Here is a 23,014-nt window from a genome sequence, read left to right on the forward strand (position 1 = left end):
TGGTATACTTCTTCAAGCTGTAAAATAGATACGTTAAACCACTTGTCAAGCCAAAGGGCGAGGACAGAATATGACCTTTCTGTCATTGCCCTTTTTTGTACTTTTTATGTCACCTTTTGCTATAATAAGGTTAACCTATGGACACACAAAATAAAACACGCTAAACAGGTGGTTTGATGATTCAATTTGAGAATGTCTCTTTTTCCTATACGGATATGGCTGAGCCTCTGATCAAAAAGATCTCCTTCTCCATTAAACAAGGAGAGTGGGTGGCCATCATTGGCCCCAATGGGTCAGGCAAATCAACAATCGGCAAATTGATCAACGGCTTGCTCATTCCTGACAGCGGCACCATCAGGGTCAAAGGGCTTGATCCTGCCATTGACCAGGAACGGTGGCAGGTCCGCCGCACGGTAGGCATGGTGTTTCAAAATCCTGAAAATCAACTGGTAGGCACCACTGTCATGGATGATGTGGCCTTTGGCCTGGAGAATCTGGGTGTGTCACCAGAGGACATGCTGCCCATTATACAGCACAGTTTGAAAAAGGTAAACCTGTGGGAGTATAGGGAGCAGGAACCTCATCATTTGTCTGGCGGGCAAAAGCAGCGCTTAGCCATTGCCTCTGTCCTGGCCATGAAGCCGGAGGTACTCCTGTTTGATGAGGCCACATCCATGCTGGACCCTGTGGGGCGCCAGGAAGTGGTGGCTATGATGCACCTGTTGCACCGGGAAGGTTTGACTGTGATCAACATCACCCATGATATGGATGAAGCCCAACAGGCAGAACGTGTCATGCTGATTGCCGGGGGCAAGATTGCCGCCGACGGGCCGGCTCGAGAGATTTTAAGCCAAGCGGACCTGCTCAGGACTCACCGTTTGGATCCCCCTTTTGCTGTTGAAGTAAGAGAAGCACTTAAGAGCCAGGGGCTGTCCCTGGCTGATACCATACACACGAAAAAAGAGCTGGTTGAGGCGCTATGGAAATTATCACAAAGCACTTAGGTTATATCTATTACCCTCGTACTCCGTTTGCCAGAAGGGTATTAAAGGATGTTAATATCCACATCAAAGAGAATCAGCTGGTGGCTGTTGTCGGTCATACTGGCTCCGGAAAATCGACACTCATTCAACATTTTAACGGCTTGCTCAAACCGACGGAAGGATATGTGCAAGTGGGCCCAAATAAGCTTGAGGCGAAGCAAAAGAAAGCGCCCATCCTCTATGATTCTATCGGGCTTGTCTTTCAATATCCGGAACATCAGTTGTTTGAGGAATCTGTTGAAAAAGATATCGCCTTTGGTCCCAAGAACCTGGGCTGGCCGGAAGACTTGATCAAACAGCGTACAAGACAAGTCATCTCTAAAGTGGGACTCGATCCTTCCTACCTCAGCCGTTCACCGTTTGAGCTGAGCGGGGGAGAAAAGAGAAGAGTGGCGATTGCCGGGGTGCTGGTCATGCAGCCGGATATTCTTATTTTAGACGAGCCAACCGCTGGCTTGGATCCAGAAGGTCAGCGCCAGATGTTGGAGATGATGGCGGGCTGGAAGAAAGAGCAGGGGAAAACGGTCATATTAGTGACCCATCAGATGGGCCATGTGGCGGAATATGCTGATGAGGTGATCGTCATGGCAGACGGACAGGTCAAATGGCAGACCACGCCAGTGGCATTGTTTACTCAACATGCCGACCAATTGTCTCAGCTTGGTTTGGAGATACCGCCTCTTATTCAACTGGTTCAAAAGCTTAATGAGCGGCTGGAGCATCCGCTCAAGATCTCCTCAACCAAAAAGGAAGCTGTACTCAAAGCGATAGCAAGTCGCATTAAAGGAGCAAAGATAGGGATATGACAAGGTTAGGCATGGTCAGTATAGGCCAATATGTGCCTGGGCAGTCTGTGGTTCACCGTTTGGATCCCCGGACCAAGCTGGTGTCCGTCTTTTTAGTCATCATCGCCATTTTTACAGCCAGACAGGGATGGTCCTATGCCCTGGCCTCCGGTTTTGTCCTGGGCGCAGTGATGTTATCCCGTGTTCCCTGGTCTTTTATCTGGCGCGGGTTGAAACCGGTATGGATCATTTTGGCCATTACCTATCTGTTTCATATCTGGTTTACCCGTGAAGGGGAGGTATTATGGACAATAGGCCCTATCTCCTTTTACGAGGGAGGCGTGATCCAGGGTGCTGTGATAACTTATCGGATTGTTCTCTTGGTCATCATTGCTTCTCTGGTCACCCTGACCACCCCTCCTCTTGTCTTAACCAACGGCTTGGAACGCATGATGCAACCCTTGACCAAGTGGCGCTTTCCAGCCCATGAATTTGCGCTGATGGTGGCCATTGCCCTGCGCTTTATTCCGACTTTGTGGCAAGAAGCAGATAAGCTCATTAAAGCCCAGTTGGCCAGAGGGGCCCCGCTGGCCAGTGGCTCGGCATGGAAACGGGTGACAGCGCTGATTCCTATTTTAATCCCCCTCTTTCTGTCCGCTTTCAAGCGGGCTGAGGATTTGGCCTTGGCTATGGAAGCCCGGGGTTACCGGGGGGGAGAAGGACGGAGTCAGTTCAGACAGCTAAAGATGCACATGAGGGATTATGCAGCGCTAGTGATTACGGTTGGATATTGCTTGTTGCTGGTGATGATTGAGGTGATTCGATGAGCGAACAAGGTACTGGGGTGAACAAATGGAAATGTACCATTGCTTATGATGGCAGTGCTTATGCAGGCTTTCAGCGCCAGCCTAATGCGGTCACCATTCAAGGCCAGCTTGAAACAGTTTTAGAACGCATGCATCGCCACCCGGTACAAGTGGTGGGATCCGGCCGGACGGATGCTGGTGTCCATGCCCGGGGGCAAGTGGTTCACTTTGAAAGCAATCTCTCGCTGGATGAAAAAGCATGGATCAAAGCCCTCAACACCCAGTTACCGGCTGATATCCGCATCCTGCACGCGGAGAAAGTGCCTGCCGCTTTTCATGCCCGCCACGATGTACGCAGTAAACAGTATCGCTACTTTATCTATCATGCTCCTGTGCACTCCCCCTTTGTCAGACACTACAGCTGGCATGTGCCCGTCCCTTTGGATATCACCCGTATGCAGGAAGCTGGTTGTGTGTTAGAAGGCACCCATGACTTTACAGCCTTCAGTTCGGCTAAAACTGAGATCAAAGATAAAGTAAGAACGATCGAGCGGTTGGAAGTCCAAGTGCACTCTCCGGCGTCTGGCAGCAACAGCAGCCAGACAATGCTGGCAGACTTGCCTGTACAGGTAACTACCCATAAAGAGAGTACAGAGGGGAAGCTGATCACGGTGATCTGTACAGGAACCGGTTTTTTGTATAACATGGTACGTATTATCGTGGGCACCTTAATTGAAGTGGGTAAAGGGAAAAAGTCACCTAAGGAGGTAGAGCGGGCTTTACGGGAAAGGGACCGGGACTTGGCCGGGCCCACAGCGCCTCCTCAGGGACTGTTTCTGTGGGATGTCTTTTATGAGTAAATATCTGATACAAGCATCTTTTTTACGCTCGCTGGATGATGGACAAGTGCGGTGAGCGTTTGAAACACAAGCTGGAACCTTGACTCCCAACAATAGATGTTGTATTATATTCTTTGGTATTTTTCTTTCCACTAAAAAGCCCCGTTACGTGGATTGAAAATAGATGATAGCGGAAGATTGATGGAATCGCATAATTAGGAGGGAACAACATGCGTACCACTTATATGGCTAAGCCAAACGAAGTAGAGCGCAAATGGTATGTGGTGGACGCTGAAGGGCAAACATTGGGTCGTTTAGCCTCTAAAGTGGCCAGCATTTTGCGAGGAAAACATAAGCCTGAATATACACCACATGTGGATACTGGTGATTTTGTGATCGTGATCAACGCTGACAAAGTGCACTTAACCGGTGATAAGTTGAACAAGAAAATCTATTATCGCCACTCTCGTTATCCTGGCGGTTTGAAGCAGTTTACAGCTGCTGAAATGCTGAAAAACAAACCGGAGCGTGTCATTGAATTGGCTGTGAAAGGCATGCTGCCCAAAGGCCGTCTGGGACGTAAGCAAGGTAAAAAGCTGTTCGTTTATGCCGGAAGCGAGCACCCGCATCAAGCACAAAAACCGGAAGTTATTGAACTGTAAGGAGGGTATCCATTTTGGCACAAGTAACATATTACGGGACTGGACGTCGTAAGGAATCCGTTGCTCGTGTGCGCCTTGTCCCTGGTGACGGAAAAATCATCATTAATAAACGGGATATCAATGAATACTTTGGCTTAGAAACGCTGAAAAAGATTGTCAGACAGCCCCTGCAGCTGACAGAAACGGAAGGGCAATATGATGTCCTTGTTAACGTGAAAGGCGGCGGTTTTACCGGTCAAGCTGGTGCCATTCGTCACGGCATCTCCCGCGCGCTGTTGGAAGCTGACCCTGAATTGCGCCCTGTGCTGAAAAAAGCCGGTTTCCTGACACGTGATCCGCGCATGAAAGAGCGTAAGAAATACGGTCTTAAAAAAGCACGCCGTGCACCTCAATTCTCCAAACGTTAAAAAACGTCCAATATGCTTATTTATCAGTCCGGACCAAGGTCCGGCTTTTTTTATTGCATATCCTTGTCCTGAGGCTCGTATACATGATAAGGACAAGGGGGAAAAGGGATGAAACAAAAACTTGTGCCAATAATAGTCATCAGTTTGGTCATGGCTTTAGGCATATATATGCTCACTGATGCCATTGAGCGTGGAGCCAAATCTGCGTTAGGCCTTCCCTTAACCGGTCAGATTATCATTATAGATCCGGGGCATGGTGGCAGGGACGGGGGGGCCAGCAGCCGTTCGGGTATTGTGGAAAAGGATGTGGCTTTAGCCATTAGCATTTATCTGCGCGATTTGTTGCAGCAAGCGGGTGCTTTTGTGATCATGACCAGAGATACCGATGTGGATCTTGCCTCAGAAGAGGCCCATCGCTTGGGGAGGCGCAAAAAGGAAGATTTAATGAACAGGGTGAAACTGATCAACCAGAGTCAGGGGGATTTGTATGTGTCTATTCACCTCAACAGCATCACCTCACCCAACTGGAGAGGGGCCCAAACCTTTTATAACCCCCTGTGGGAAGAAAGTGAGCGCCTGGCGCGGTTTGTACAGGATGAGCTAATCCGTAATTTGGAAAACACCAACCGGCACGCCAAAAAAAATCAGGATATTTATATTTTAAAAGCCAGTCAAATTCCAGGGACTTTGGTAGAAGTGGGCTTTTTATCCAATCCCCACGAAGCCAACCTGCTCTCTACAGCTGAGTATCAGAAGAAAGTGGCATTTGCCATTTATGAGGGGATTCTGCGCTATTACAGCGATGAAAACAGTCTGGAGTTTCCCTAGGGGCTAATGAGTTTTTTCTAGACCTGAGCGTCAAAGTTTGGCTGAAATTCCCGGTTTTCTGTGGACAACGTTTTCTTAAACCTGGACGGAATATGTTATACTAAAGATAAAATGCCAGTTAAAAGAGGTGCCATGTATGTTAACAGAACAAAACATCCTTGATGCCCTGAAAGAGGTCAAGGACCCGGAACTGAATAAGAGTTTGGTTGAGCTCAATATGATTCGGAATATTCAGGTGGACCAGGATAATAATGTGAGTTTAACCGTTGTGTTAACCATCTCAGGTTGTCCGTTAAAAGCAACCATTGAACAAGATGTGGTCAATAAACTGAAAGAGATTGGAGCCAATCAAGTGGAACTGACCTTTGGCTCCATGACCGATCAGGAAAGGGCCGCTTTAGCCCAGCGTCTGCGTGCCGAAGCCGGAGGGGGGCAAAGTGGCCAGGGCGGGCAAGTTCAGGGACATACCGCCATTTCCCCACTATTGGCGTCTGACTCCAAAACCCAATTTATTGCTGTCACCAGCGGCAAAGGCGGTGTGGGCAAATCAACAGTGACAGTGAACTTAGCCACCGCACTGGCTCGTATGGGCAAGAGAGTGGGTGTGATTGATGCCGATATTTATGGTTTCAGTGTACCGGATATGATGGGCATTAAACAGCGGCCAACCGTGATTGACGAAGTGATCCTTCCCGTTGAAAAACATAGGGTTAAAGTGATGTCCATGGGCTTCTTTGTTGAGGATAACTCACCAGTTATCTGGCGCGGTCCTATGCTAGGCAAAATGTTGCGTAACTTTTTCAGTGAAGTGCACTGGGGTGAACTGGATTACATGATTCTGGACTTGCCTCCGGGAACAGGGGATGTGGCCCTTGATGTCCATACGATGATTCCCCAGAGCAAGGAAATTATTGTGACCACTCCCCATGCTACAGCAGCTTTTGTCGCAGCCAGGGCTGGGGCCATGGCTTTAAAGACCAACCATGAGATCTTGGGTGTAGTGGAAAATATGGCCTACTATCAATTACCCGACGGCTCCAAAGATTATATTTTTGGACGTGGCGGCGGCGAAAAATTAGCCAATGAGTTAAAAACAGAGCTTTTGGCCCAGGTGCCGCTGGGACAGCCGGATAGAGAGGCCAGCGTCGACAACCCGTCTCCTTCCATTTACCCGGCAGAATCACTCATCGGACGTATTTATACTCAGATGGCCGAAAACATTGTGCAGCGTTTAGAAGTAAAAACAGGTTAACCAGGGTTACCCGGGAATAAATTGGCACTTAAAAAGATCACAGGTGGTCCTGGGCCACCTGTGATTATTGAGAACTATTGTCCACCGCCTTGGTCACTCTGCTGATCCTGCCCCTGGCCGCCTTGCTGTTCTTGTTGCTTTCCTTCCATCTCTTTGGCCACTTGACTTAACAATTGGAGTAATTCCAAACGAAAGTAAGGACTTTGCATGGCTTCTTTCATGATATTCATTGTCTCTTGGCGGAACTCTTTTGACTTAGCCACCTCAATAAACTGCTTTTCCATTTCCGGATCTTTGAGTATATCCATCATAGCCGACTGATACTCCGGATCTTTCATTAAATCTTTGAGCAGTTGTTTGTGCTGGGATTCCAGCTGTTTCGCATATTCTTTGGCGAACTTTGGATCCAGCATAAGTTGCTGCCATTTTTCTTTGTTATCTGCTTGGAGCATGGTGTCTTGAATTGTCTTTTTTACGACCGGTTCATTGATGAGCAACTGTTGTTTAAACTCCTCCTCTTTCATAATCTCTTGAATCGTTTTTTTTCCTTCTTCAGTTTGCAAAATATCCAGCACCAACTGCTTGGTTTCATTGTAATCAGGTCTGGCTTGCTCTTCCATTGGGGCACATGCCGCTAAAGATATTATGGCACACATGGACAGGCCAAACAGCCAGCGCCACGGACTTTGTACAATGGCTTGGAAACGGCTCGACATGGACGCTATCCCCTTTCCGCTTATTCACCTTTAATATGCATCGCTAGCACCAAATTATACTTTCTGATACAATCGGTAATGTAGTATTTTTTCACGGTTGTAAGGAAAGTTGGTGAGTCAAACTGACGTTTAAAAAGTGGCTGTTTTTGTTTGTGACAACCTTGCTGGTCGGGGGATTGACGGTTCTTGCCGCCAGCGCACTGATTAACTGGGAGGGCTTTCAGGCCATTACTTCCTCAGTTGAAGAGTTCTTAGCCGGGGCAATCTTTTTACTTGCTGTGGGTATGACCTTCAGTGCCATTAGCCAAATGGGTTTCTTCGCCTACTTACTGGTCAACCGCCTGGCTCTCGGTTTGTTCAAATCGAAGAAAGTGTGGCATTATGTGCAAATCGTGTTGATTTTATTCACGTTTTTTGACCTGGTTTATTTCCGCTACATTGCCTTTGCCACACCTAGGGAAACATGGCTAAACTATATGATTCTGCCCACTGTCTTGTTCATTGCCTCTCTTGTTTTTGCCTATATTAAAATGCGCCAAACCACCGAAGCTGCTTTTATTCCAGCTTTGTTTCTGCTGTTTGTCGTCACCACGATTGAAGCAGTACCAGCTTTGGTGACGAATGACTCCGTCTGGGTGATTTTAATGCTATCGGCCATTTTCGTGTGTAATGTGTGGCAGCTCTTATGGCTGCACCGCTTGACAACGGATGACAAGAAAAAAAGCGCTTAGCGGTCCCTAGGCGCTTCTTTTCGTCATCAGTCCAATTCTTTGATTTGACTTTCCGTGCCGGTGATCAGTTCTGTCACGGTGACAAATCGATATCCCTCTGCTTTTAACTGGCGGATAATGTGGGGCAAAGCTTCGTGAGTTTGCTTGGCCGAATCGCTGGCATGGAGTAAGACGATATCCCCTGGTTGAACATTGGAGACCACGTTGTTGACAATGCGCTCCACCCCGGGATTCATCCAGTCATTGGAATCTGTGTGCCACAGAATAACAGTATAGCCCAGTTCCTCGGCAATGCGTAAGACACGTTTGTCAAAGTCCCCGTTAGGTGGACGGAGCAGCGTTGGGGTGAGACCGGTCACCGACCTGATCATTCGGTGGGCTTTTAAGATTTGTTCCCGTATTTCTTCATCTTTTAAACGGGTGTAATTTATATGTTTGTGACCATGTGAGCCGATTTCATAGCCCATCTCTTTCATTCTTTGGACAATCTCAGGGTGATGTTCGGCCCATGGCGCCGAAAGGAAAAAGGTGGCTTTATCCACACCATGTTCAGCCAGCACATCAAGAATAAGTCCCGGACGTTCCTGACCCCAGGAGATGTCAAAGGTGAGTGCTAATTTTTTTTCGTTAGTGGTGACACGGTAAATGGCTTGAGGGTCATCGCTGCCGCTTGATTGGGCCGGGTGCATTTGGGAGGAAAAGACACTCATGGCATCCCTTTCTACGTAGATGACACCGGCTGTAAACAAGGCGGCGATGACGATAATCAGGTATTTTTTTACTTTTTGTCCATTGATGACCCAAAATGTATGCAACGAGCTTCCCTCCTGTCTACGTCGTCTACACTAATGTATGTCCGCTGTTGTCCGAATATGTATGGAATATGAGGTGATCAGATGGCTGAATTGAAGGCTTTAATAAGAGAGAGTAAGCCTTACCTGTGGGCTGCAGTGCTGATTTTTGGCGTTGGTTCTGTTTTGGGATATGTGTTCAATGAGTTGTTTGAACAAGCGATTACTCCTTTTATCGACGAGTTGGAGAGTATTGCCCGGGAATTGGCCGATAATCCGAATCCAGTGTATATGATGTGGGTGATCTTTCAGAATAATGTACTTGCCGCCATCACCATGATGGTTGTGGGTGTGTTTTTGTTTTTTGTGCCCATCTTCTCCTTGTTCATGAATGGTTTAGCTGTCGGCTATGTTTTGTCCTTTTCAGCAGTGGAAGAAGCATTGTCTCCTGTGCGCATGTTGGTGTTTGGCATTTTACCCCACGGTGTTTTAGAACTGCCGGCCATTTTTGTCGCTGGGGGGATGGGGATGTTTTTAGGTTTTCGTTTGTTGGGCTGGTTATTTGGTTCCGGCAAGTTTTTATCCCACCTGTTCGGTAACATGCGCAGTGATGTGGGCACGTTTTGGCGGGAAGAGACGGTCCCAGTCCTTAAGAAAAGGCTAAGAGGGCTGGTCCGCTTGACGTTGGTGCTGGTCCTGGTTTTGTTTATCGCTGCAGTCATTGAGAGTTTTATTACGCCGGTTCTTATTCTTTTGTTTGTACACTAATTTGATTTTCTGTGCGAACACATTTATAAAAAGGTGCGTTTTGGGACATACCAGAAAGAGAACACAACACAGGGAGTGTCCATCAAGATATGTTGGGGTTATTATTAACAAAGAAAGAAGCACAGGAAATTGAATATCTGTTGAAAAAAGAACTGGAAGAATTATTGCTCGATCTGGAGGACAAACGCATCGACGGACTGGTGCGGAGGGCGATGGAAGAACGGTATAAGCTGGTCTTTCGTTTATACGGCCGTTTTGTTCCACCTCAGGAATTGTCCAAATATGTGCGCAAAAGCTCCAAACAAGGCTAGTCCCTGGTAACATAAAAAAGTAAAAAATGGCATCAAAAACCCCTTGCAAAACTGATTTAAACGTTGTATACTAATATTCGTCGTCAAGTTGGACGACGTTGTTCCGCAGTAGCTCAGTGGTAGAGCAACCGGCTGTTAACCGGTTGGTCGTAGGTTCGAATCCTACCTGCGGAGCCACTTGCTTCCTTAGCTCAGTCGGTAGAGCGCTTCCATGGTAAGGAAGAGGTCGCCGGTTCAAGCCCGGCAGGAAGCTCCATTAAAAATGCTGATGTAGAGCCATTCTTCGAGGTCGAAGGATGGTTTTTTTGTTTGGTTTTTTTACTTCGCGTGCCAAAACGCGTGCCAAAAATGGACATACATGTACCAACATAATCATGTTTAACCCTTCTTTTTCAGTAATGCATCAAATTTATTGGCTGCTTCACGATCCGCTTTTCGGAGTACATGTCCATATGTGTTCATGGTGGTTTTGATGTCGGAGTGTCCTAACCGTTCTGAGATGACTTTGGCATGTACGCCCTGGTTAATCAAAAGGGTTGCTGATGTGTGCCGTAAAGCGTGAAAATTAATGTACTTGAGTCCGTGCCGTTTAATGAATCTCTGCCACCAGTTTTTAACTGATGTAGGATTGAGCGGCTTGCCGTTCCAGGAGGAGAAGACGAAAAAATATTCTTCATTCCACAGCTCCTCAGCCGCGAGCCGTTCCTCTTGCTTCTGAAGCTTTAGGCGTTTTAAGTCATTCATTAAAGATTCAGGAATACTTACCGTTCGTTTACTCCCTTTGGTCTTTAGTTCTCCTATGACATAACCTGATGTTGGTGTGTAGGTTAATCCCTGTTTAACCGAGATCGTTCCCTCATCCAAATCTACGTGCTTCCACTCAAGGCCAAGCAATTCAGACCGCCTGAGCCCCGTGGTGATGGCCAATTTAATAAACACTTTCCAGGATAGCGATTCCTCGCTTTCAAGACATTCCAGCAGTTTGTAGGCTTCTTCTTCGGAGTACACTTCAATCTCTTTTTCTTTTATTTTTGGTTTCTTTACCCCTTTGAGTGGCGATTCTTTGAGCAGCTGGCATTCCAAGGCAAAGTTAAAGATGTTGTTAAGGATCCGATAATGATAAAAGATGGTAGATGGTGAAAGCGAACCGCCTTTTTTATTCATACCTTCCTCGCCTAAGTTATGGAGAAAATCAATGATGTGGATCGGTTTGATTTGATCTAAACGAAAGTGTTGAAAGGCTGGTAATATTCGAAGCTCTAACAATCTAATGTGTGTGTCTAGCGCGGTTTTGGATAGATGCTTTTTAGCATGTTTGGGGAGCCATTCGTTTTGAACGAAATCAACAAACATCATTTTTTCAGGCTCAAAATAGTTGTCTGAATTTAGTTCTGTAATAAAATCGGCAAGTAGTTTCTCTGCTTCACGCTTGCCTTTTGCCTGTACCGTCTTCGTTTTTCTCTGCCGCTTCATCTTACCGGTTTTTGGGTCCAGTTTCATCCCAACATCATAGAACAAACGCCATTTGTTGCCATTTACATGTTGCACATAGCCTCTTGCCATAGGCTTGTCCCTCCTTATTTATCGAATTCCGATATTACTTGGACTTTTGTTGCCCGTTCAAGCTTATAGTCTTGCTTTCCTTTTCTTTCATAACTATTTACAGCAGCGTCGAATTGTAATGTTGTTCCTTCTTTCAAATCAATACCCTCGAATGCTTTAGTAATTCCAATCCAAATTTGTTCTATGACAGGTGTACCATCTTTAAACCGCAAATTACGAATTAATACAATATCGTTCCCCCTAAAACCTTTCTGCACAGTGACAACTTCACCCATAAAGGTGTATCGTTTTCCGGTATATTGTTCTAGCACTTTGCGCTTCTTTCGGTTTTCTTCAAGTCTTTTCTCACGTTCCAAATCGTCTTCGTCTTCAAAGTCTTTGTTAAAATCATCAACTTGAGTTTTTGTTTGCGAATGGTTGTCCTGATCACTTTTATTCGCATCTGATACTTTTATCCAGCCCAGTTTCCTTAAAACTACAAACAAGACAACGATAAAGAGCAAAACATACAAAAATTCCATATTGCCATCCTCTTTTCTTATGTTTTTTTAAGGCGAACCAAATCTTTTGGGACGCCATAAATTAAAGTTACATCGTTGACTGTTAAAACAGGCTGTGTGTTTTTATACAGTACTTGATCTGGTACCAACAACTCTACAGCAAATTCATTAGCTTCCCTTTCCACCTTATCCATACTGAAAAGTGTGTGTTTTCGCAAAAATGACGTGCTAAGTTCAGGATGCAAGACTGCATGACCAAGCTCATGCGCACAAACAAAACGTTTCATGGGCTCGTCCAAATTAGAGTTGATGTGGATGATTTTAATTCGCTTAAAAGTGTGATGATAACCATAAATTCCGCTAATTGTTCAAACAAAAGCACAATACCTTTCTGCGATGCGATCTCAAAGGGGTTGTTTGTACAGTGCTTTCGGACTAGTTTTTGTACTTCATGTTTGATCCAACCAGCCATCAGTAACCCCCTGTTGCTATTGTTTTTCTTTGTATTTTTTCGGCGTGAATTTTTGCTTTGCAATGCGTTTGGCAAGTCTAAGTGAGTTTTCTAATGATGCAATAAGGAGTTCTCTGTCCTCATCGTCCAACTGACTAATATCTTGTCCACCAAAGGCAGCAAAACTGTTTTCTGATTTAAGTCCGGAGATGAGGTTCTCCAGTTCTTTCTGGATGTCCCGTTCATCTTTTTCAGTGAGTTCGGGGAGGTCGTTTGTTTTGGTTTGAGCTTGGTCCCTTCCCAATAGGTAATCAATGCTTACATCGAGTGCGTCAGCAAGCATTTTTAAAGTGTCCATATCAGGCGACCTATTGCCGCTTTCATATCCTGAGATAGAAACTTTTGTGACATTGACTTTCCTGCCTAATTCTTCTTGAGTCAGTCCTTTAGCTTTGCGTAGTGTCCTTAATCTTTGAGGGAAGTCCATTTGTAAACCTCCTGTTAATAAATTCGTTAGAAATATTATATGTTAACTAATTGCTAACGTAAATAAAAGTTAACAAATAAGTAATTTTATATTGACAGTTAACTACAAGTTAATTTATAATGCAGTTAACCTTAAGTTAACTTTATGAAAGGAGGTTAAACGTTGAGTGTGAAAAGAGAAAGGTTAATTGAAATCAGAAAAAAACAAGGGCTTACTTTACAAGAAGTTGCTGACCAAATAGGAGTGAGTAAACCGTATTATTGGCAGATAGAACAGGGTAAAAGAGGACTTTCATATGAAATGGCTGTAAAGATAGCTAGTGTGTTTAATAAAAATCCAGATGATATTTTTTTGCAAAACGAGTTAACTTATGAGGAACAAAAAGACAAATCGGCTGGCTGAAAGGAGGTGACGACATGAGTGATAAAAAAGAAACCGCCACAGGGGCGGAAATAAAAAACGCTATTGAGCAAGGTGAAATGACATTGAATCAAGCAAGAGTTCAAGCTGGATTAGAACCTATTGATGATCCAGAGGCTGATAAGCTGATTAAAGTGGAAAACACCAAAGTTGAAAGAGGAACAGCTAACACGGCATCCTGCCGTTGGTTGAGCGGGAGAACAAAACGGAAGAAAGGAGGTAATGGATTGTGGGAGAGCATAAGGAGGTCATTCAAACCATCGAAAAGTACGTTGAACAAGAATCAGAAAAATGGGTTGAAGAAGTTCTTCATAACGCGAAGTCACTTAGTGATTTAACAGCAGCTCTATGGGAACGAGGCAAAGTAAAAAAAGACGGAACCGAAGTTGAAAGGGTGTTGCACCGTTTAGTCTATGAACGCGGTGCCGTGAAGATTAAAGATGTGATTAAAGAAAATGAATCTCTTGCAATAGAAAAAGCACTGTCTCAAAAAGAGACAGCGCAATAAGTTAGTTTAGTTGCTTGATTTGGTCTTTCAACATACGTTCAACAATCACATGCTGGTCTTGGTAATTTTCAAATTCGGAATATAACCAAGATGTGTTTGAGTCTCGTTTTTCAATAACTTCCTTTAATTGAAAGTAAACCTTGTCAAAGAAGTTGAACAGCGAAGTGATTTCATAATGAGCAAGTTCTTCATTCATTGCTAAATACAACTTTGCTTTCTCACTAAGTGTGTAAATCTCCGATAAGTAAACACTGACGATCGGCGAAGGATTTTCAGGATTACTTACTGTTGCTTGGTACAAGGAATTTGTTTTTTCAAAGAGCCTAGTACAATCATTCAAAAACTCACTTAGCTTATATTTATCCAATGCTTACACCTCCCTTCCCAACTTACCAATATTCGACAGGGGAGGGCTGGAATCCTACTTGAAATGGAGGTGACAAGATGCCCCAGGCAATTGACCTGGATTGGCTGAGACAAAAGTTAACTCAAGCTGACCTGGAGAGAAAGATATTGACTGTGGCTCTGAACCTGGCCGATGATCCCAGCTATCCAAGGGAGGAGGCTATAGCGGAGCTGCTAAAGATATGTGAATCGATGCATGAAGTGGACCAATATTATAGACCGAGGTGAGTGAGTTGAAAGATCTACCGGAAGTTACTCGTTCAACCTTTGATACCAAAGAAGCTGCCGCATACCTGGGGGTATCGGTTGACACTATCCGGCGCTGGGTTCACAAAGAAGGGCTGCCCTGTTTGAGGATGGCCGGTGGCCGGAAGTGGCTTTTTAAGAAAGAGTATATCGATCGCTGGATGGAAAAGCGTATGAACATAGATCAGCAGTTTGAAGAGAAATACGAGAAAGAGTATGGCAAATTGCGGATTTTGAAACCTTAGGGTCGTTTGCAATGTATATGGCTTGACCTGCTGTCAATAATCAATAAAAACTTTAACTCTTACGCTTATTGACAGGAGGTAATTTCATTGCAAAAAGGCGATAAGAAAATGCTTAAAATCGATATTCAAATCAATGAACAAGAGGTCCGCCGGTTGTACCTTGAAAAAATCGAGGAGAAGTTGAAAGAAGTGAATGCTGAACTGGTCTACTGGGATTCGGCCGAACTGAAGCGGAGAACATGCATGTCCTGGAATACGATACAAGACAACTTCTTTCATGATCCAAGGTTCCCAAAAGTGAAGGTGGGCGGGAAATGGTACTTCCCTGCTGAAAAGACCAAACGGTTTCTGCTTGAGTGGCTGGAAGAGCAAAGGAGGTGATCGCCATGGATGCAGTCACATTCATAGCGCGCTTTGTAAATTCCAAAGGACAAGTCACACACGGTGAATTAAAAGCCCCTCTGGATCCTGATGCAGCAACTGAAGCGGCAAAGAAGCAATTCCCACAATGCCGGATTCTAGCTGTCTATCCGAAAGAAATGCATCATCGTGAAGCATGGATGAGACAATTTTGGCTCAAAGCACTCAAAACAGAGGGGAGGTGAAACTCAATGAAGCCGATCGATGCCAGGCGGACTATCAATGGTACCTGGGAAGTGGAGCTTGAGAATGGACAGGTGATCTCAAACGTGTATGCCGGCAGTTACTCTGAAGCATTGGAGAATGTGAAGGATACGCCGGAATATTTGCCCTACATGGGAATGGAAAGGGGGTGAGTTTGTTGAGCGATGCAATCCCAAGCAAAGTTTTAATGGCCACGGCATGGGGCGCAACAGAAATGATTGAGTCGCTGAAAAGGGACATTGAATGGTACACGAAAGGACACGCTGAGGCAGCAACTGCAGACGAGATTGTTAGGAGGATCGCTGATATTCTAGATATCTTGCAATTCCTTGAGGATCATATGTATCCTCCAAAGATTCAATGGGACCAGCTGAGGAAAATCGAGGACTTAAAATACTTTCTGCCACAAGTAAAGATTCCACCACAACTTAGTGAATGGAAAGAATACTGGAAGAAATGAATCTTTGACTCTACTTATGAGGCTAACGAAAGGAGTGAAGTTGATTCAATGCCTTGGCTGGATTTCGTCTTGGCCATTGTACTTTGGACGAGTGGTTTAGGTTTTCTGTGTTTGATCTTCAAAGAAAAAGATCCGCATGAAGCGGACCAATAAATCAATATATACCTAGCTTTATTATGACATAGCTGCCCAGCAAAAAGCAAATGGGAGGGGATAGATTGGGCATTGCATACAAGATTCCGAAGGCAAAGTTGGCCGGTGAGCGGATCCTCTTGTCTGTCCCCTACGAAGACCGCCACCTGGCCAAATGCATACCAGGTTATCAGTGGGACAAGCCTTCAAAGTCCTGGGCCTATCCAGTGAGGCCTGAAGTGTTGGATGCCATCCGCCGGTTCTTTCCAAGCGCGGACATAGATCCGCAAATCACGATGAGGGTGCAAGGGATCAAAAAGAGTGAAGAAATGGTGCATCATATCAAGATGGCTCCGGATGTCGCAGTCAAAATGCCGGTCAAAGTGAAGCCTTTCGATCATCAGAAAAAGGCTTTCGCTATCGGAATAACAATCCCGTATGCGGCTCTGCTCATGGAGCAGGGATGCGGGAAAACTCTGACGAGCGTTGCCATTGCCGGGTACCGGTTCTTGAATGACGGTTTAAAACGGGTCCTGGTCGTAGCACCCACCTCCGTGGTGCCGGTGTGGCCCCGGGAGTTTAATGATTATGCTGACTTTCCACACGAAGTCCGAGCCCTGACCGGCTCCAGCAAGGAGAAAGCCAAGCAACTCAAAGAGTGGCCAGAGGATCTGAACGTGCTGCAGGTGGCCGTGGTCAACTATGAATCCACCTGGCGGATGGAAGATGCTCTGCGAGAGTGGATCCAGGGTGGCATGATCATTGCTGATGAGTCCCAGCGGATCAAGACACCGGGGGCAAAGCAGTCCAAGTGTATGCACCGGTTAGGGAAGCTGGCCCGCTTTCGGCTAATCCTTACAGGAACGCCGGTGACGCAATCACCGCTAGACTTTTACAGCCAGTACAAGTTTTTGGATGAATCAATCTTTGGTACGTCATTTGTCCGCTTCCGCAACCGGTATGCTGTGATGGGCGGATTTGAGAACCGGCAGATTGTAGACTACAAAAACATGGACGAGCTGGTCAGAAAAGCCCACTCCATTGCCTACCGGGTTTCCAAGGCGGAGGCTCTGGATCTTCCGGATGAGATTTATCAGCCCTTGTATGTTGAACTGAGCAAGAAGACCCGGGCTCTTTATAACCAGCTGCGGAGAGAAGCGATTGCGGACCTTGAGAATGATGAAGTCGTGACAGCCAACAATGTACTGACCAAGCTGCTCCGCCTGGCCCAGATCACCGGCGGCCACGTCACTGATGAAGATGGTAAGTTGCACCAAGTTGGAACAGAAAAGATGAATCTGTTTGAAGAGACACTGACTGACCTGCTGGATGCTGGAAAGAAGGTGGTGGTGTTTGCCCGGTTCATACCGGAGATCAAGGCCATCAAAAAGCTGCTGGAAAGCAAAGGAGTCGATCATCGCATCATCACCGGCGAGGTATCCCAGACGGACCGTGGGGAGTACGTGAAGACGTTCCAGGAGGACCCCAACTGCAGGGTGTTTGTGGCCCAGGTGCAAACAGCGGGGTTGGGGATCACGCTGACAGCTGCAGACACAGCCATCTTTTACAGCATGGACTTCAGCCTGGCCAATCATGAGCAAGCAAAAGCGAGGATCCACAGGATAGGTCAGAAAAACAAGGTGACATATATTTACCTGCTGGCCAAGAACACGGTTGATGAAAAAGTGTTTGAATCGCTGAAAGAAAAGAAGAACGTCGCCGACCAGGTCGTCGATAACTGGCGGGACTTCCTTAAAGAAAACTAGGGGAGGAGATTAGCTTGGAAACAAATACGGTATTGTCACTGGCTGACCAACTTCTCAATCTTCGCGAGGCCAAGGAGGATTTGGAAAGCCGGCTGAAAGAGATTAACAAAGAGCTTGAGAAGGTTGAAAATGAACTGGTTGAGCAGATGAGGGTCAATGAATTGGAGCGGTTCAACTTCCGAGGCAAGCTGTTTTATCAGCAAGCCAAGACGTGGGCTTCGCCGAAGAAAGAGCATAAGGAATATGTCTATCAATGGCTTAAGGAAAATGGTTACGCTGATCTAGTCAAAGAAACAGTCCATTCCCAATCCTTCAGCTCTCTCATCAATGAGATGCTGGAGGAAGAGGGAGAGGTTCCAGACGATTTGATGCCGTTCATCAATCTAACGGAGAAGGTTGGCATCAGGGTGAGAAAGGGATAGGAGGGAGGAATGATCCATGAAAAACATGATTGATCTTTCAAATTTTGCTAACGGTGCTGTGGCCGAGCGTTTTAATCAAGAGTTGGCCAAAGTTTTGGAAAACATTGCAGATCCTAACACGGATCCGAAGAAAGCAAGAAAGCTTCAGCTAACGCTTACCATCAAGGCTGACGAAAACAGGGATATTGCCAATGTCAGTATCCAGACCAAGACGACACTTGTTCCAGCTAAAGACATCGAAACTAAAATCATCATGGATACGGATGGTGAGGGTAATGTCGTCGGCGCCGAGTTGAAATCAGGCATGAAAGGCCAAATGTATATCGATGATGAAGGAGATATCGCTGACGATCGCGGGCAAAAGGTTGTTAAATTCAAATAATCAAAGGGGGAAACATCTATGATCAAAGAAGCATTGGAGTATCTTGTTAACATGGGCAATGTCACACATGAGGTGGATGGTTGGACATACTCAACCAAACAGTTGCACCGTGTTGAATGGCCCACAGCTAAAGCACTGGAAGTCTATAGTTTAAGTGGTTTAGTAGAGTATGTTAAATCAAAGTTTGATACGAATGAAAAACTCATGATCCATGTAGTAAGCCCCACAGAGGTGCGTTGCTTTAGTGCACTCAATAGTGATTGCAACAGAGATCATTATGTTGAAGCAAAAGCAATGCTTCCAGATTTCAGTTTTGGGTGGTGGTATGATCCGGAGGAATTTAACATCAAGCTGCAGTCTTGCTTTGTAGAAAATGAGGATCGCAACAAGATGCTGAAAATAGTGGGCAACATCAAAGAAGAAGTAGTCAAAACGGTGGGAGACGATGGGGTTTCCCAGACGGTTGTGGCCAAGACAGGGGTGGCCACTGTGGAGAATGTGAAGGTGCCTAATCCTGTGAAGTTGAAACCATACCGGACGTTTGTTGATATTGCCCAGCCTGAAAGCGAGTTTATTTTCCGTATGAAGAATGGCCCCTTATGCGCCCTGTTTGAAGCTGATGGCGGTGCCTGGAAGTTGGAAGCTATGGGGGACATCCAAGAATACTTAGAAAACCAATTGCAACAAGAGATTGAAGAAGGAAAGATCGTCATCATTGCATAATCAAGAGGCCTGATTGGCCGCCCCCTAATCAAAATCTTTGGAGAGGAGAATGTTTAATGGAAAACAATAACCTGCCTGTCATATCTAATCCTACAATCAGCTTACCGGCTTTGGAAAATCCACAAGAAGTAATGGAGATCCTGGAAGAGAATATGGAGGGGTTTGCCCCAAACTTTCAACATGTAAAAATTCCTTCTGGCGGGGCCCTTGCATTTGAAGTCCCTGGAGACGATCCGGAGGAACCGGACAGCGTCAAGGAGCTCGAGGGTGTGATTTTAGATCACTACCCTGTGAATGCCTACTGGCCGGCACAGTACAGCGGTGAGAATAATCCTCCAGCCTGCTCCTCCATGGATGGTAAGATTGGACAAGCTGCCGAGGATGCCCCGGTAGATTGGGCCGGCAGTAAGAGGGACTGCGCCACTTGCCCCTTTAATCAGTGGGGAAGTGCTGCCGATGGCCGGGGGAAAGCCTGCAAGAATATGCATCGTGTTTATCTTCTTCGTGAAGGAGAAATTTTCCCCATCCTGTTGACATTGCCACCAACAAGTATTCCGCATTTTAAAACTTACATTGTCCGCTTATCCAATAAACTGAAACGCTATTATGGCGTGGTAACCAAGATTAAGCTTAAAAAAGCCCAGAATAAAGGCGGTATCACTTACAGTGAGGCAGTTTTCGGCAAGGCAGCCGATTTAACACCCGAAGAAGTTAAGGCCATGAAGGTATTGTCAACTCAATTGAAGTCAGCCATGAGGGATGTGGCCATTGAAGCGGATGTGGAACAGCAAACCCAGCCAAATGCCAGTGATGAAGAAGAAATCATGTAACAGATATAACAGGGGTGGCACTGGCCACCCTCCCTCTTACCCAAGGGAGGAGGTTGTACATGAATGAATACCTGAAATATGCACTCAAATATGCCTCCCTGGGCTGGTCAGTGATCCCGCTGCAGCCCAAAGACAAGAAACCAATCATCAAAAGTTGGATGGAGTATCAATCCAAGCGGGCGGACGAACAGCAAATCAAAGAATGGTGGAGCAAATGGCCACAGGCCAACATCGGGGTTGTGACCGGTTCGGTCTCCGGTATCGTGGTCTTTGACATAGATGGTGAGGAAGGGCAGAAATCTGTTGAAGAAAATAATTTTAAGCTACCCTGGACGGCTATCTCTAACACAGGAAAAGGATATCACTACATTTTCAAACACCCGGGGCATGAAATTCGTAACTTCGCCCGGCGTTTGCCGGGTCTGGATTTCAGGGGGGATGGCGGATACATCGTGGCGCCACCATCCATTCATCCCAGCGGACGTAAATACGAGTGGTCTACGCCACCTTGGGATACACCCCCGGTAGATATGCCTGAGTGGCTGGATGATCTCACCAAGAAAAAGCCTCTGGGAGCTACAGGTCCAGGAGCTACTGACAAGGTAGATCCGGCCAAGGTACTTCAGGGGGTACCTGAAGGGGAGCGGGACTGGACATTGTTCCGCTATGCTTGCCGGCTCCGAGCCAAAGGGTATGACCGGGCCGAAGCTGAGGCATTGGTTATGCAAGCTGCAGCAAACTGTGACCCGCCCTTTCCAGAAGAGGATGCCCTCAAAAAGGTAGAGAGTGCCTGGAATTATGAAGGGCAGGAATCACAAGAGGCTGTCACACTGATCCAGTCCGTACTCGAGCAGATACAAAGCGGCAAAACGGAGCCGGATACCGTCTTTGAGGATGAAGTCCTGGGAACATTGGCAATCTTGAAAAAGCATGAGCCTGCTGAATATGCCAAAGCCAAAACGAAGTTAAAAGGCCACGTGAACCGAAACGACCTTGAGAAAGCGGTCAATCAAAAATTGGCCAAAATGCAAAAGCTCCGTGTTGTGGATCCGGATGAGCCACCCGCTTCACTTGAAGAGATCCTGCCGGATTTGCCGATGAAAGAGCTCAAAAAACCTTACCAGTGGTCATTGAACGAAAATGGCATCTATCAAGAGACGAGAAACGGTCCCATCTGCGCGTGTCCTGTGCCGGTACTGCTAACAAAGAGATTACATAATGTGGACACGGGCGAGGAAAAAGTGGAAGTGGCCTTTTACCGGGATCGTGAATGGAAGTACATCACGGCCAATCGTTCAACAGTGTTCAACCGGACTAGCCTCATCAGTCTAGCCGACAGAGGCCTGCCGGTGTCATCGGAGTCATCCAAACATCTGGTTCGGTATTTATCGGACTTCGAGGCCCAAAACTTACACCAGTTGCCCTTGGTTCGCTCTGTGAGCCGCATGGGCTGGGTTGGTAGCCGGTCCTTCCTCCCAGGACAAGCAGGGGATATTGAACTGGACATTGACCAGGGGAGCGGGACGGCAGCGATAGCCAACGGCTACCGGGCAGAAGGGTCACTGACTGAGTGGAAGTTGGCCATGGAGGGTATCAGACAGTATCCCATTGCACGGTTTATTCTATCAGCTGCTTTTGCTGCTCCACTGCTGAAGATGGTTAATCAGCGCGTGTTTATTGTGCATAACTGGGGCCCATCCCGGGGCGGTAAGACGGCCAGCTTGAAAGCGGCACTCAGTGTATGGGGGGAGCCGGAAGAAGTAATGGCGAGCTTTAATGCCACGAAAGTCGGCCTTGAGCGCCTGGCATCCTTTTACGCTGATTTGCCCCTGGGTATTGACGAACGGCAAATTGCCGGCGACCGGCAGGGTTTTGTAGAGTCCCTGGTCTATTTGCTCGGTATGGGTAAAGGTAAGGCGCGGGGGGCAAAGAAGGGCGGCCTGCAGCAATTCAGTTTTTGGCGCACGATAGCGCTAACGACAGGGGAGGAACCTTTATCCACTGATTCATCCACAGCGGGGATAAAGACCCGTGCCGTGGAGTTATATGGCCAACCGATCCCTAATGAGAAAGTGGCCTCGAAGATCCACCAGGCCACAAAGGAGAACTTTGGTCATGCGGGCCCGCTGTTCATACGCAAGGTTCTTGAAAAACTGGACAATGAGCCGGAACTGTTCAAAACAGACTATAAGGCCATCCAGGAAAAGCTTGAGGAAATGGGCCAGGACAATATAAGTAGCCACTTGGCCGCGGTGGCCCTGGTCTGCATGGCTGATTATTATGTAAGCCAATGGGTTTTTGATCTTGAAGAGGAAGAAGCATTCAAGGAGGCTCTAGGATTAGCGGAAACAGTGATTGGACAGCTGGAGACAGCAGCGGAGAGCGACGATGGGGCCAGGGCGTATGAGTATTTGTTAGGTTGGGCTGCAGAAAATCATAAACGTTTTGAACCTGAGGCTTATCCCAGTCAGTATGGATGGAGAGACAGCAGGCACATTTATATATTAAGCAACGTTTTTGATTTGGTAATGAAAGAAGGCGGCTTTTCTCCCAGGAGGATCCTTCGGGATTGGGGGGACAGAAACTGGATTAAAACTGCTGAAGAAGGAGGGAAACGGAGATTCAAAATAAAGGAATGGTCGGACAAACTCAAGATACAAGCCAGAGTGGTTGTCGTAAACACAAAGATTGACTCAGAAGTGGGATAGTGGGATGTAAGTGGGATGTTCGAGTGGGATGCTTATAAATATTGATCTGATGCGGTTTATATATAATACATCCCACTCTATCCCACTAAAAAATAAAAATCATATATGCAAACACCTACACCTTGTAATCGAGTGAAAGGGGGTAGGTGTCACAATTAAGGATGGTATTTCAAAAAGAGTGGGATGTGGGATGTAAACCATTC

The 23,014-nt window shown here is 46.4% G+C and carries 31 protein-coding genes, 2 tRNA genes and 1 pseudogene; 27 read left to right on the forward strand and 7 right to left on the reverse strand.

Annotated elements, in window-relative coordinates; translation table 11 throughout:
* The first annotated feature begins 176 nt into the window (after nucleotides 1-176).
* The 8 genes from J2S00_RS14845 (at nucleotide 177) to salA (ending at nucleotide 6,622) form a co-directional block, all read left to right on the forward strand.
* The gene (locus J2S00_RS14845) at nucleotides 177-1,004 is read left to right on the forward strand and encodes an energy-coupling factor transporter ATPase (protein WP_307341461.1); all 828 of its coding nucleotides are present in this window, start codon (nucleotides 177-179) and stop codon (nucleotides 1,002-1,004) included.
* Nucleotides 980-1,849, forward strand: a complete 870-nt coding sequence (locus tag J2S00_RS14850) for an energy-coupling factor transporter ATPase (RefSeq protein ID WP_307341464.1) — start codon at nucleotides 980-982, stop codon at nucleotides 1,847-1,849. Before J2S00_RS14845 ends, J2S00_RS14850 begins: the two co-directional genes overlap by 25 nt.
* Complete coding sequence (locus J2S00_RS14855; protein ID WP_307341468.1) at nucleotides 1,846-2,655, forward strand: energy-coupling factor transporter transmembrane component T family protein; 810 nt, start codon at nucleotides 1,846-1,848, stop codon at nucleotides 2,653-2,655. Before J2S00_RS14850 ends, J2S00_RS14855 begins: the two co-directional genes overlap by 4 nt.
* A complete protein-coding gene (truA, locus tag J2S00_RS14860) occupies nucleotides 2,652-3,494 on the forward strand; it encodes a tRNA pseudouridine(38-40) synthase TruA (RefSeq protein ID WP_307341471.1) in 843 nt (280 codons plus the stop codon). Before J2S00_RS14855 ends, truA begins: the two co-directional genes overlap by 4 nt.
* Before the next feature lie 209 nt (nucleotides 3,495-3,703).
* The gene (gene rplM, locus J2S00_RS14865) at nucleotides 3,704-4,135 is read left to right on the forward strand and encodes a 50S ribosomal protein L13 (protein WP_307341474.1); all 432 of its coding nucleotides are present in this window, start codon (nucleotides 3,704-3,706) and stop codon (nucleotides 4,133-4,135) included.
* A 14-nt stretch (nucleotides 4,136-4,149) separates the two neighbouring features.
* Nucleotides 4,150-4,542, forward strand: a complete 393-nt coding sequence (rpsI, locus tag J2S00_RS14870; protein ID WP_307341477.1) for a 30S ribosomal protein S9 — start codon at nucleotides 4,150-4,152, stop codon at nucleotides 4,540-4,542.
* A gap of 108 nt (nucleotides 4,543-4,650) precedes the next feature.
* Complete coding sequence (gene cwlD / locus J2S00_RS14875; protein ID WP_307341479.1) at nucleotides 4,651-5,370, forward strand: N-acetylmuramoyl-L-alanine amidase CwlD; 720 nt, start codon at nucleotides 4,651-4,653, stop codon at nucleotides 5,368-5,370.
* 136 nt (nucleotides 5,371-5,506) lie between these two features.
* The gene (salA, locus tag J2S00_RS14880) at nucleotides 5,507-6,622 is read left to right on the forward strand and encodes an iron-sulfur carrier protein/transcriptional regulator SalA (protein WP_307341482.1); all 1,116 of its coding nucleotides are present in this window, start codon (nucleotides 5,507-5,509) and stop codon (nucleotides 6,620-6,622) included.
* A 74-nt stretch (nucleotides 6,623-6,696) separates the two neighbouring features.
* Here the strand turns inward: salA and gerD are convergent, their stop codons facing one another.
* Complete coding sequence (gene gerD / locus J2S00_RS14885; protein WP_307341485.1) at nucleotides 6,697-7,338, reverse strand: spore germination lipoprotein GerD; 642 nt, start codon at nucleotides 7,336-7,338, stop codon at nucleotides 6,697-6,699.
* 152 nt (nucleotides 7,339-7,490) lie between these two features.
* On the opposite strand from gerD, the gene J2S00_RS14890 reads away from it, so the two are divergent.
* A complete protein-coding gene (locus J2S00_RS14890) occupies nucleotides 7,491-8,069 on the forward strand; it encodes a KinB-signaling pathway activation protein (protein ID WP_307341660.1) in 579 nt (192 codons plus the stop codon).
* A gap of 26 nt (nucleotides 8,070-8,095) precedes the next feature.
* Here the strand turns inward: J2S00_RS14890 and pdaB are convergent, their stop codons facing one another.
* On the reverse strand, nucleotides 8,096-8,884 hold the full coding sequence (pdaB, locus tag J2S00_RS14895) for a polysaccharide deacetylase family sporulation protein PdaB (RefSeq protein ID WP_307341487.1): 789 nt from the start codon (nucleotides 8,882-8,884) through the stop codon (nucleotides 8,096-8,098).
* 81 nt (nucleotides 8,885-8,965) lie between these two features.
* On the opposite strand from pdaB, the gene J2S00_RS14900 reads away from it, so the two are divergent.
* The 4 genes from J2S00_RS14900 (at nucleotide 8,966) to J2S00_RS14915 (ending at nucleotide 10,195) form a co-directional block, all read left to right on the forward strand.
* Nucleotides 8,966-9,628 carry a stage II sporulation protein M gene (locus tag J2S00_RS14900; protein ID WP_307341491.1) on the forward strand — a complete coding sequence of 221 codons (663 nt, stop codon included), beginning with the start codon at nucleotides 8,966-8,968 and terminating at the stop codon, nucleotides 9,626-9,628.
* Between the two features lie 89 nt (nucleotides 9,629-9,717).
* Nucleotides 9,718-9,939 carry a hypothetical protein gene (locus J2S00_RS14905; RefSeq protein WP_307341494.1) on the forward strand — a complete coding sequence of 74 codons (222 nt, stop codon included), beginning with the start codon at nucleotides 9,718-9,720 and terminating at the stop codon, nucleotides 9,937-9,939.
* Nucleotides 9,940-10,041: 102 nt separating this feature from the next.
* A tRNA-Asn gene (locus J2S00_RS14910) sits at nucleotides 10,042-10,116 on the forward strand.
* Nucleotides 10,117-10,119: 3 nt separating this feature from the next.
* Nucleotides 10,120-10,195, forward strand: a tRNA-Thr gene (locus J2S00_RS14915).
* A gap of 122 nt (nucleotides 10,196-10,317) precedes the next feature.
* Here J2S00_RS14915 and J2S00_RS14920 read toward each other — a convergent pair.
* The 4 genes and pseudogenes from J2S00_RS14920 to J2S00_RS14935 form a co-directional block, all read right to left on the reverse strand.
* Nucleotides 10,318-11,502 carry a tyrosine-type recombinase/integrase gene (locus J2S00_RS14920; RefSeq protein WP_307341497.1) on the reverse strand — a complete coding sequence of 395 codons (1,185 nt, stop codon included), beginning with the start codon at nucleotides 11,500-11,502 and terminating at the stop codon, nucleotides 10,318-10,320.
* Between the two features lie 14 nt (nucleotides 11,503-11,516).
* The gene (locus tag J2S00_RS14925; RefSeq protein WP_307341499.1) at nucleotides 11,517-12,023 is read right to left on the reverse strand and encodes a hypothetical protein; all 507 of its coding nucleotides are present in this window, start codon (nucleotides 12,021-12,023) and stop codon (nucleotides 11,517-11,519) included.
* 17 nt (nucleotides 12,024-12,040) lie between these two features.
* Nucleotides 12,041-12,474 (reverse strand): annotated as a pseudogene (locus J2S00_RS14930) (ImmA/IrrE family metallo-endopeptidase).
* Nucleotides 12,475-12,490: 16 nt separating this feature from the next.
* Complete coding sequence (locus J2S00_RS14935) at nucleotides 12,491-12,940, reverse strand: helix-turn-helix domain-containing protein (protein ID WP_307341502.1); 450 nt, start codon at nucleotides 12,938-12,940, stop codon at nucleotides 12,491-12,493.
* A gap of 168 nt (nucleotides 12,941-13,108) precedes the next feature.
* Between J2S00_RS14935 and J2S00_RS14940 the strand changes: the two genes are divergently transcribed.
* Nucleotides 13,109-13,342, forward strand: a complete 234-nt coding sequence (locus J2S00_RS14940; RefSeq protein ID WP_307341664.1) for a helix-turn-helix domain-containing protein — start codon at nucleotides 13,109-13,111, stop codon at nucleotides 13,340-13,342.
* A gap of 247 nt (nucleotides 13,343-13,589) precedes the next feature.
* The gene (locus J2S00_RS14945) at nucleotides 13,590-13,868 is read left to right on the forward strand and encodes a hypothetical protein (protein ID WP_307341505.1); all 279 of its coding nucleotides are present in this window, start codon (nucleotides 13,590-13,592) and stop codon (nucleotides 13,866-13,868) included.
* A 1-nt stretch (nucleotide 13,869) separates the two neighbouring features.
* Here the strand turns inward: J2S00_RS14945 and J2S00_RS14950 are convergent, their stop codons facing one another.
* A complete protein-coding gene (locus J2S00_RS14950) occupies nucleotides 13,870-14,235 on the reverse strand; it encodes a hypothetical protein (protein ID WP_307341508.1) in 366 nt (121 codons plus the stop codon).
* 77 nt (nucleotides 14,236-14,312) lie between these two features.
* Between J2S00_RS14950 and J2S00_RS14955 the strand changes: the two genes are divergently transcribed.
* The 12 genes from J2S00_RS14955 (at nucleotide 14,313) to J2S00_RS15010 (ending at nucleotide 22,811) form a co-directional block, all read left to right on the forward strand.
* A complete protein-coding gene (locus tag J2S00_RS14955; RefSeq protein WP_307341511.1) occupies nucleotides 14,313-14,501 on the forward strand; it encodes a hypothetical protein in 189 nt (62 codons plus the stop codon).
* A complete protein-coding gene (locus tag J2S00_RS14960; protein ID WP_307341513.1) occupies nucleotides 14,498-14,764 on the forward strand; it encodes a helix-turn-helix domain-containing protein in 267 nt (88 codons plus the stop codon). The genes J2S00_RS14955 and J2S00_RS14960 overlap by 4 nt, the downstream gene beginning before the upstream one ends.
* Before the next feature lie 108 nt (nucleotides 14,765-14,872).
* The gene (locus J2S00_RS14965) at nucleotides 14,873-15,145 is read left to right on the forward strand and encodes a DUF771 domain-containing protein (protein WP_307341667.1); all 273 of its coding nucleotides are present in this window, start codon (nucleotides 14,873-14,875) and stop codon (nucleotides 15,143-15,145) included.
* Between the two features lie 5 nt (nucleotides 15,146-15,150).
* A complete protein-coding gene (locus J2S00_RS14970) occupies nucleotides 15,151-15,369 on the forward strand; it encodes a hypothetical protein (RefSeq protein ID WP_307341516.1) in 219 nt (72 codons plus the stop codon).
* Nucleotides 15,370-15,375: 6 nt separating this feature from the next.
* A complete protein-coding gene (locus J2S00_RS14975) occupies nucleotides 15,376-15,540 on the forward strand; it encodes a hypothetical protein (protein WP_307341519.1) in 165 nt (54 codons plus the stop codon).
* A gap of 5 nt (nucleotides 15,541-15,545) precedes the next feature.
* Nucleotides 15,546-15,848: a hypothetical protein gene (locus tag J2S00_RS14980; RefSeq protein ID WP_307341521.1), complete on the forward strand. Its 303-nt coding sequence runs from the start codon at nucleotides 15,546-15,548 to the stop codon at nucleotides 15,846-15,848.
* Nucleotides 15,849-16,066: 218 nt separating this feature from the next.
* Nucleotides 16,067-17,746, forward strand: coding sequence for an SNF2-related protein (locus J2S00_RS14985; protein WP_307341524.1), 1,680 nt, complete (start codon nucleotides 16,067-16,069; stop codon nucleotides 17,744-17,746).
* A gap of 14 nt (nucleotides 17,747-17,760) precedes the next feature.
* The gene (locus tag J2S00_RS14990) at nucleotides 17,761-18,168 is read left to right on the forward strand and encodes a gp33 family protein (protein ID WP_307341528.1); all 408 of its coding nucleotides are present in this window, start codon (nucleotides 17,761-17,763) and stop codon (nucleotides 18,166-18,168) included.
* A 16-nt stretch (nucleotides 18,169-18,184) separates the two neighbouring features.
* On the forward strand, nucleotides 18,185-18,550 hold the full coding sequence (locus J2S00_RS14995; RefSeq protein WP_307341530.1) for a replication terminator protein: 366 nt from the start codon (nucleotides 18,185-18,187) through the stop codon (nucleotides 18,548-18,550).
* A gap of 18 nt (nucleotides 18,551-18,568) precedes the next feature.
* Nucleotides 18,569-19,273: a hypothetical protein gene (locus J2S00_RS15000; RefSeq protein WP_307341533.1), complete on the forward strand. Its 705-nt coding sequence runs from the start codon at nucleotides 18,569-18,571 to the stop codon at nucleotides 19,271-19,273.
* Nucleotides 19,274-19,329: 56 nt separating this feature from the next.
* Nucleotides 19,330-20,103, forward strand: coding sequence for a hypothetical protein (locus J2S00_RS15005; RefSeq protein ID WP_307341536.1), 774 nt, complete (start codon nucleotides 19,330-19,332; stop codon nucleotides 20,101-20,103).
* Between the two features lie 59 nt (nucleotides 20,104-20,162).
* A complete protein-coding gene (locus tag J2S00_RS15010) occupies nucleotides 20,163-22,811 on the forward strand; it encodes a DUF927 domain-containing protein (RefSeq protein WP_307341539.1) in 2,649 nt (882 codons plus the stop codon).
* Nucleotides 22,812-23,014 lie beyond the last annotated feature (203 nt).

The organism is Caldalkalibacillus uzonensis, assembly GCF_030814135.1.
Classification (GTDB): Bacteria; Bacillota; Bacilli; order Caldalkalibacillales; family Caldalkalibacillaceae; genus Caldalkalibacillus; species Caldalkalibacillus uzonensis.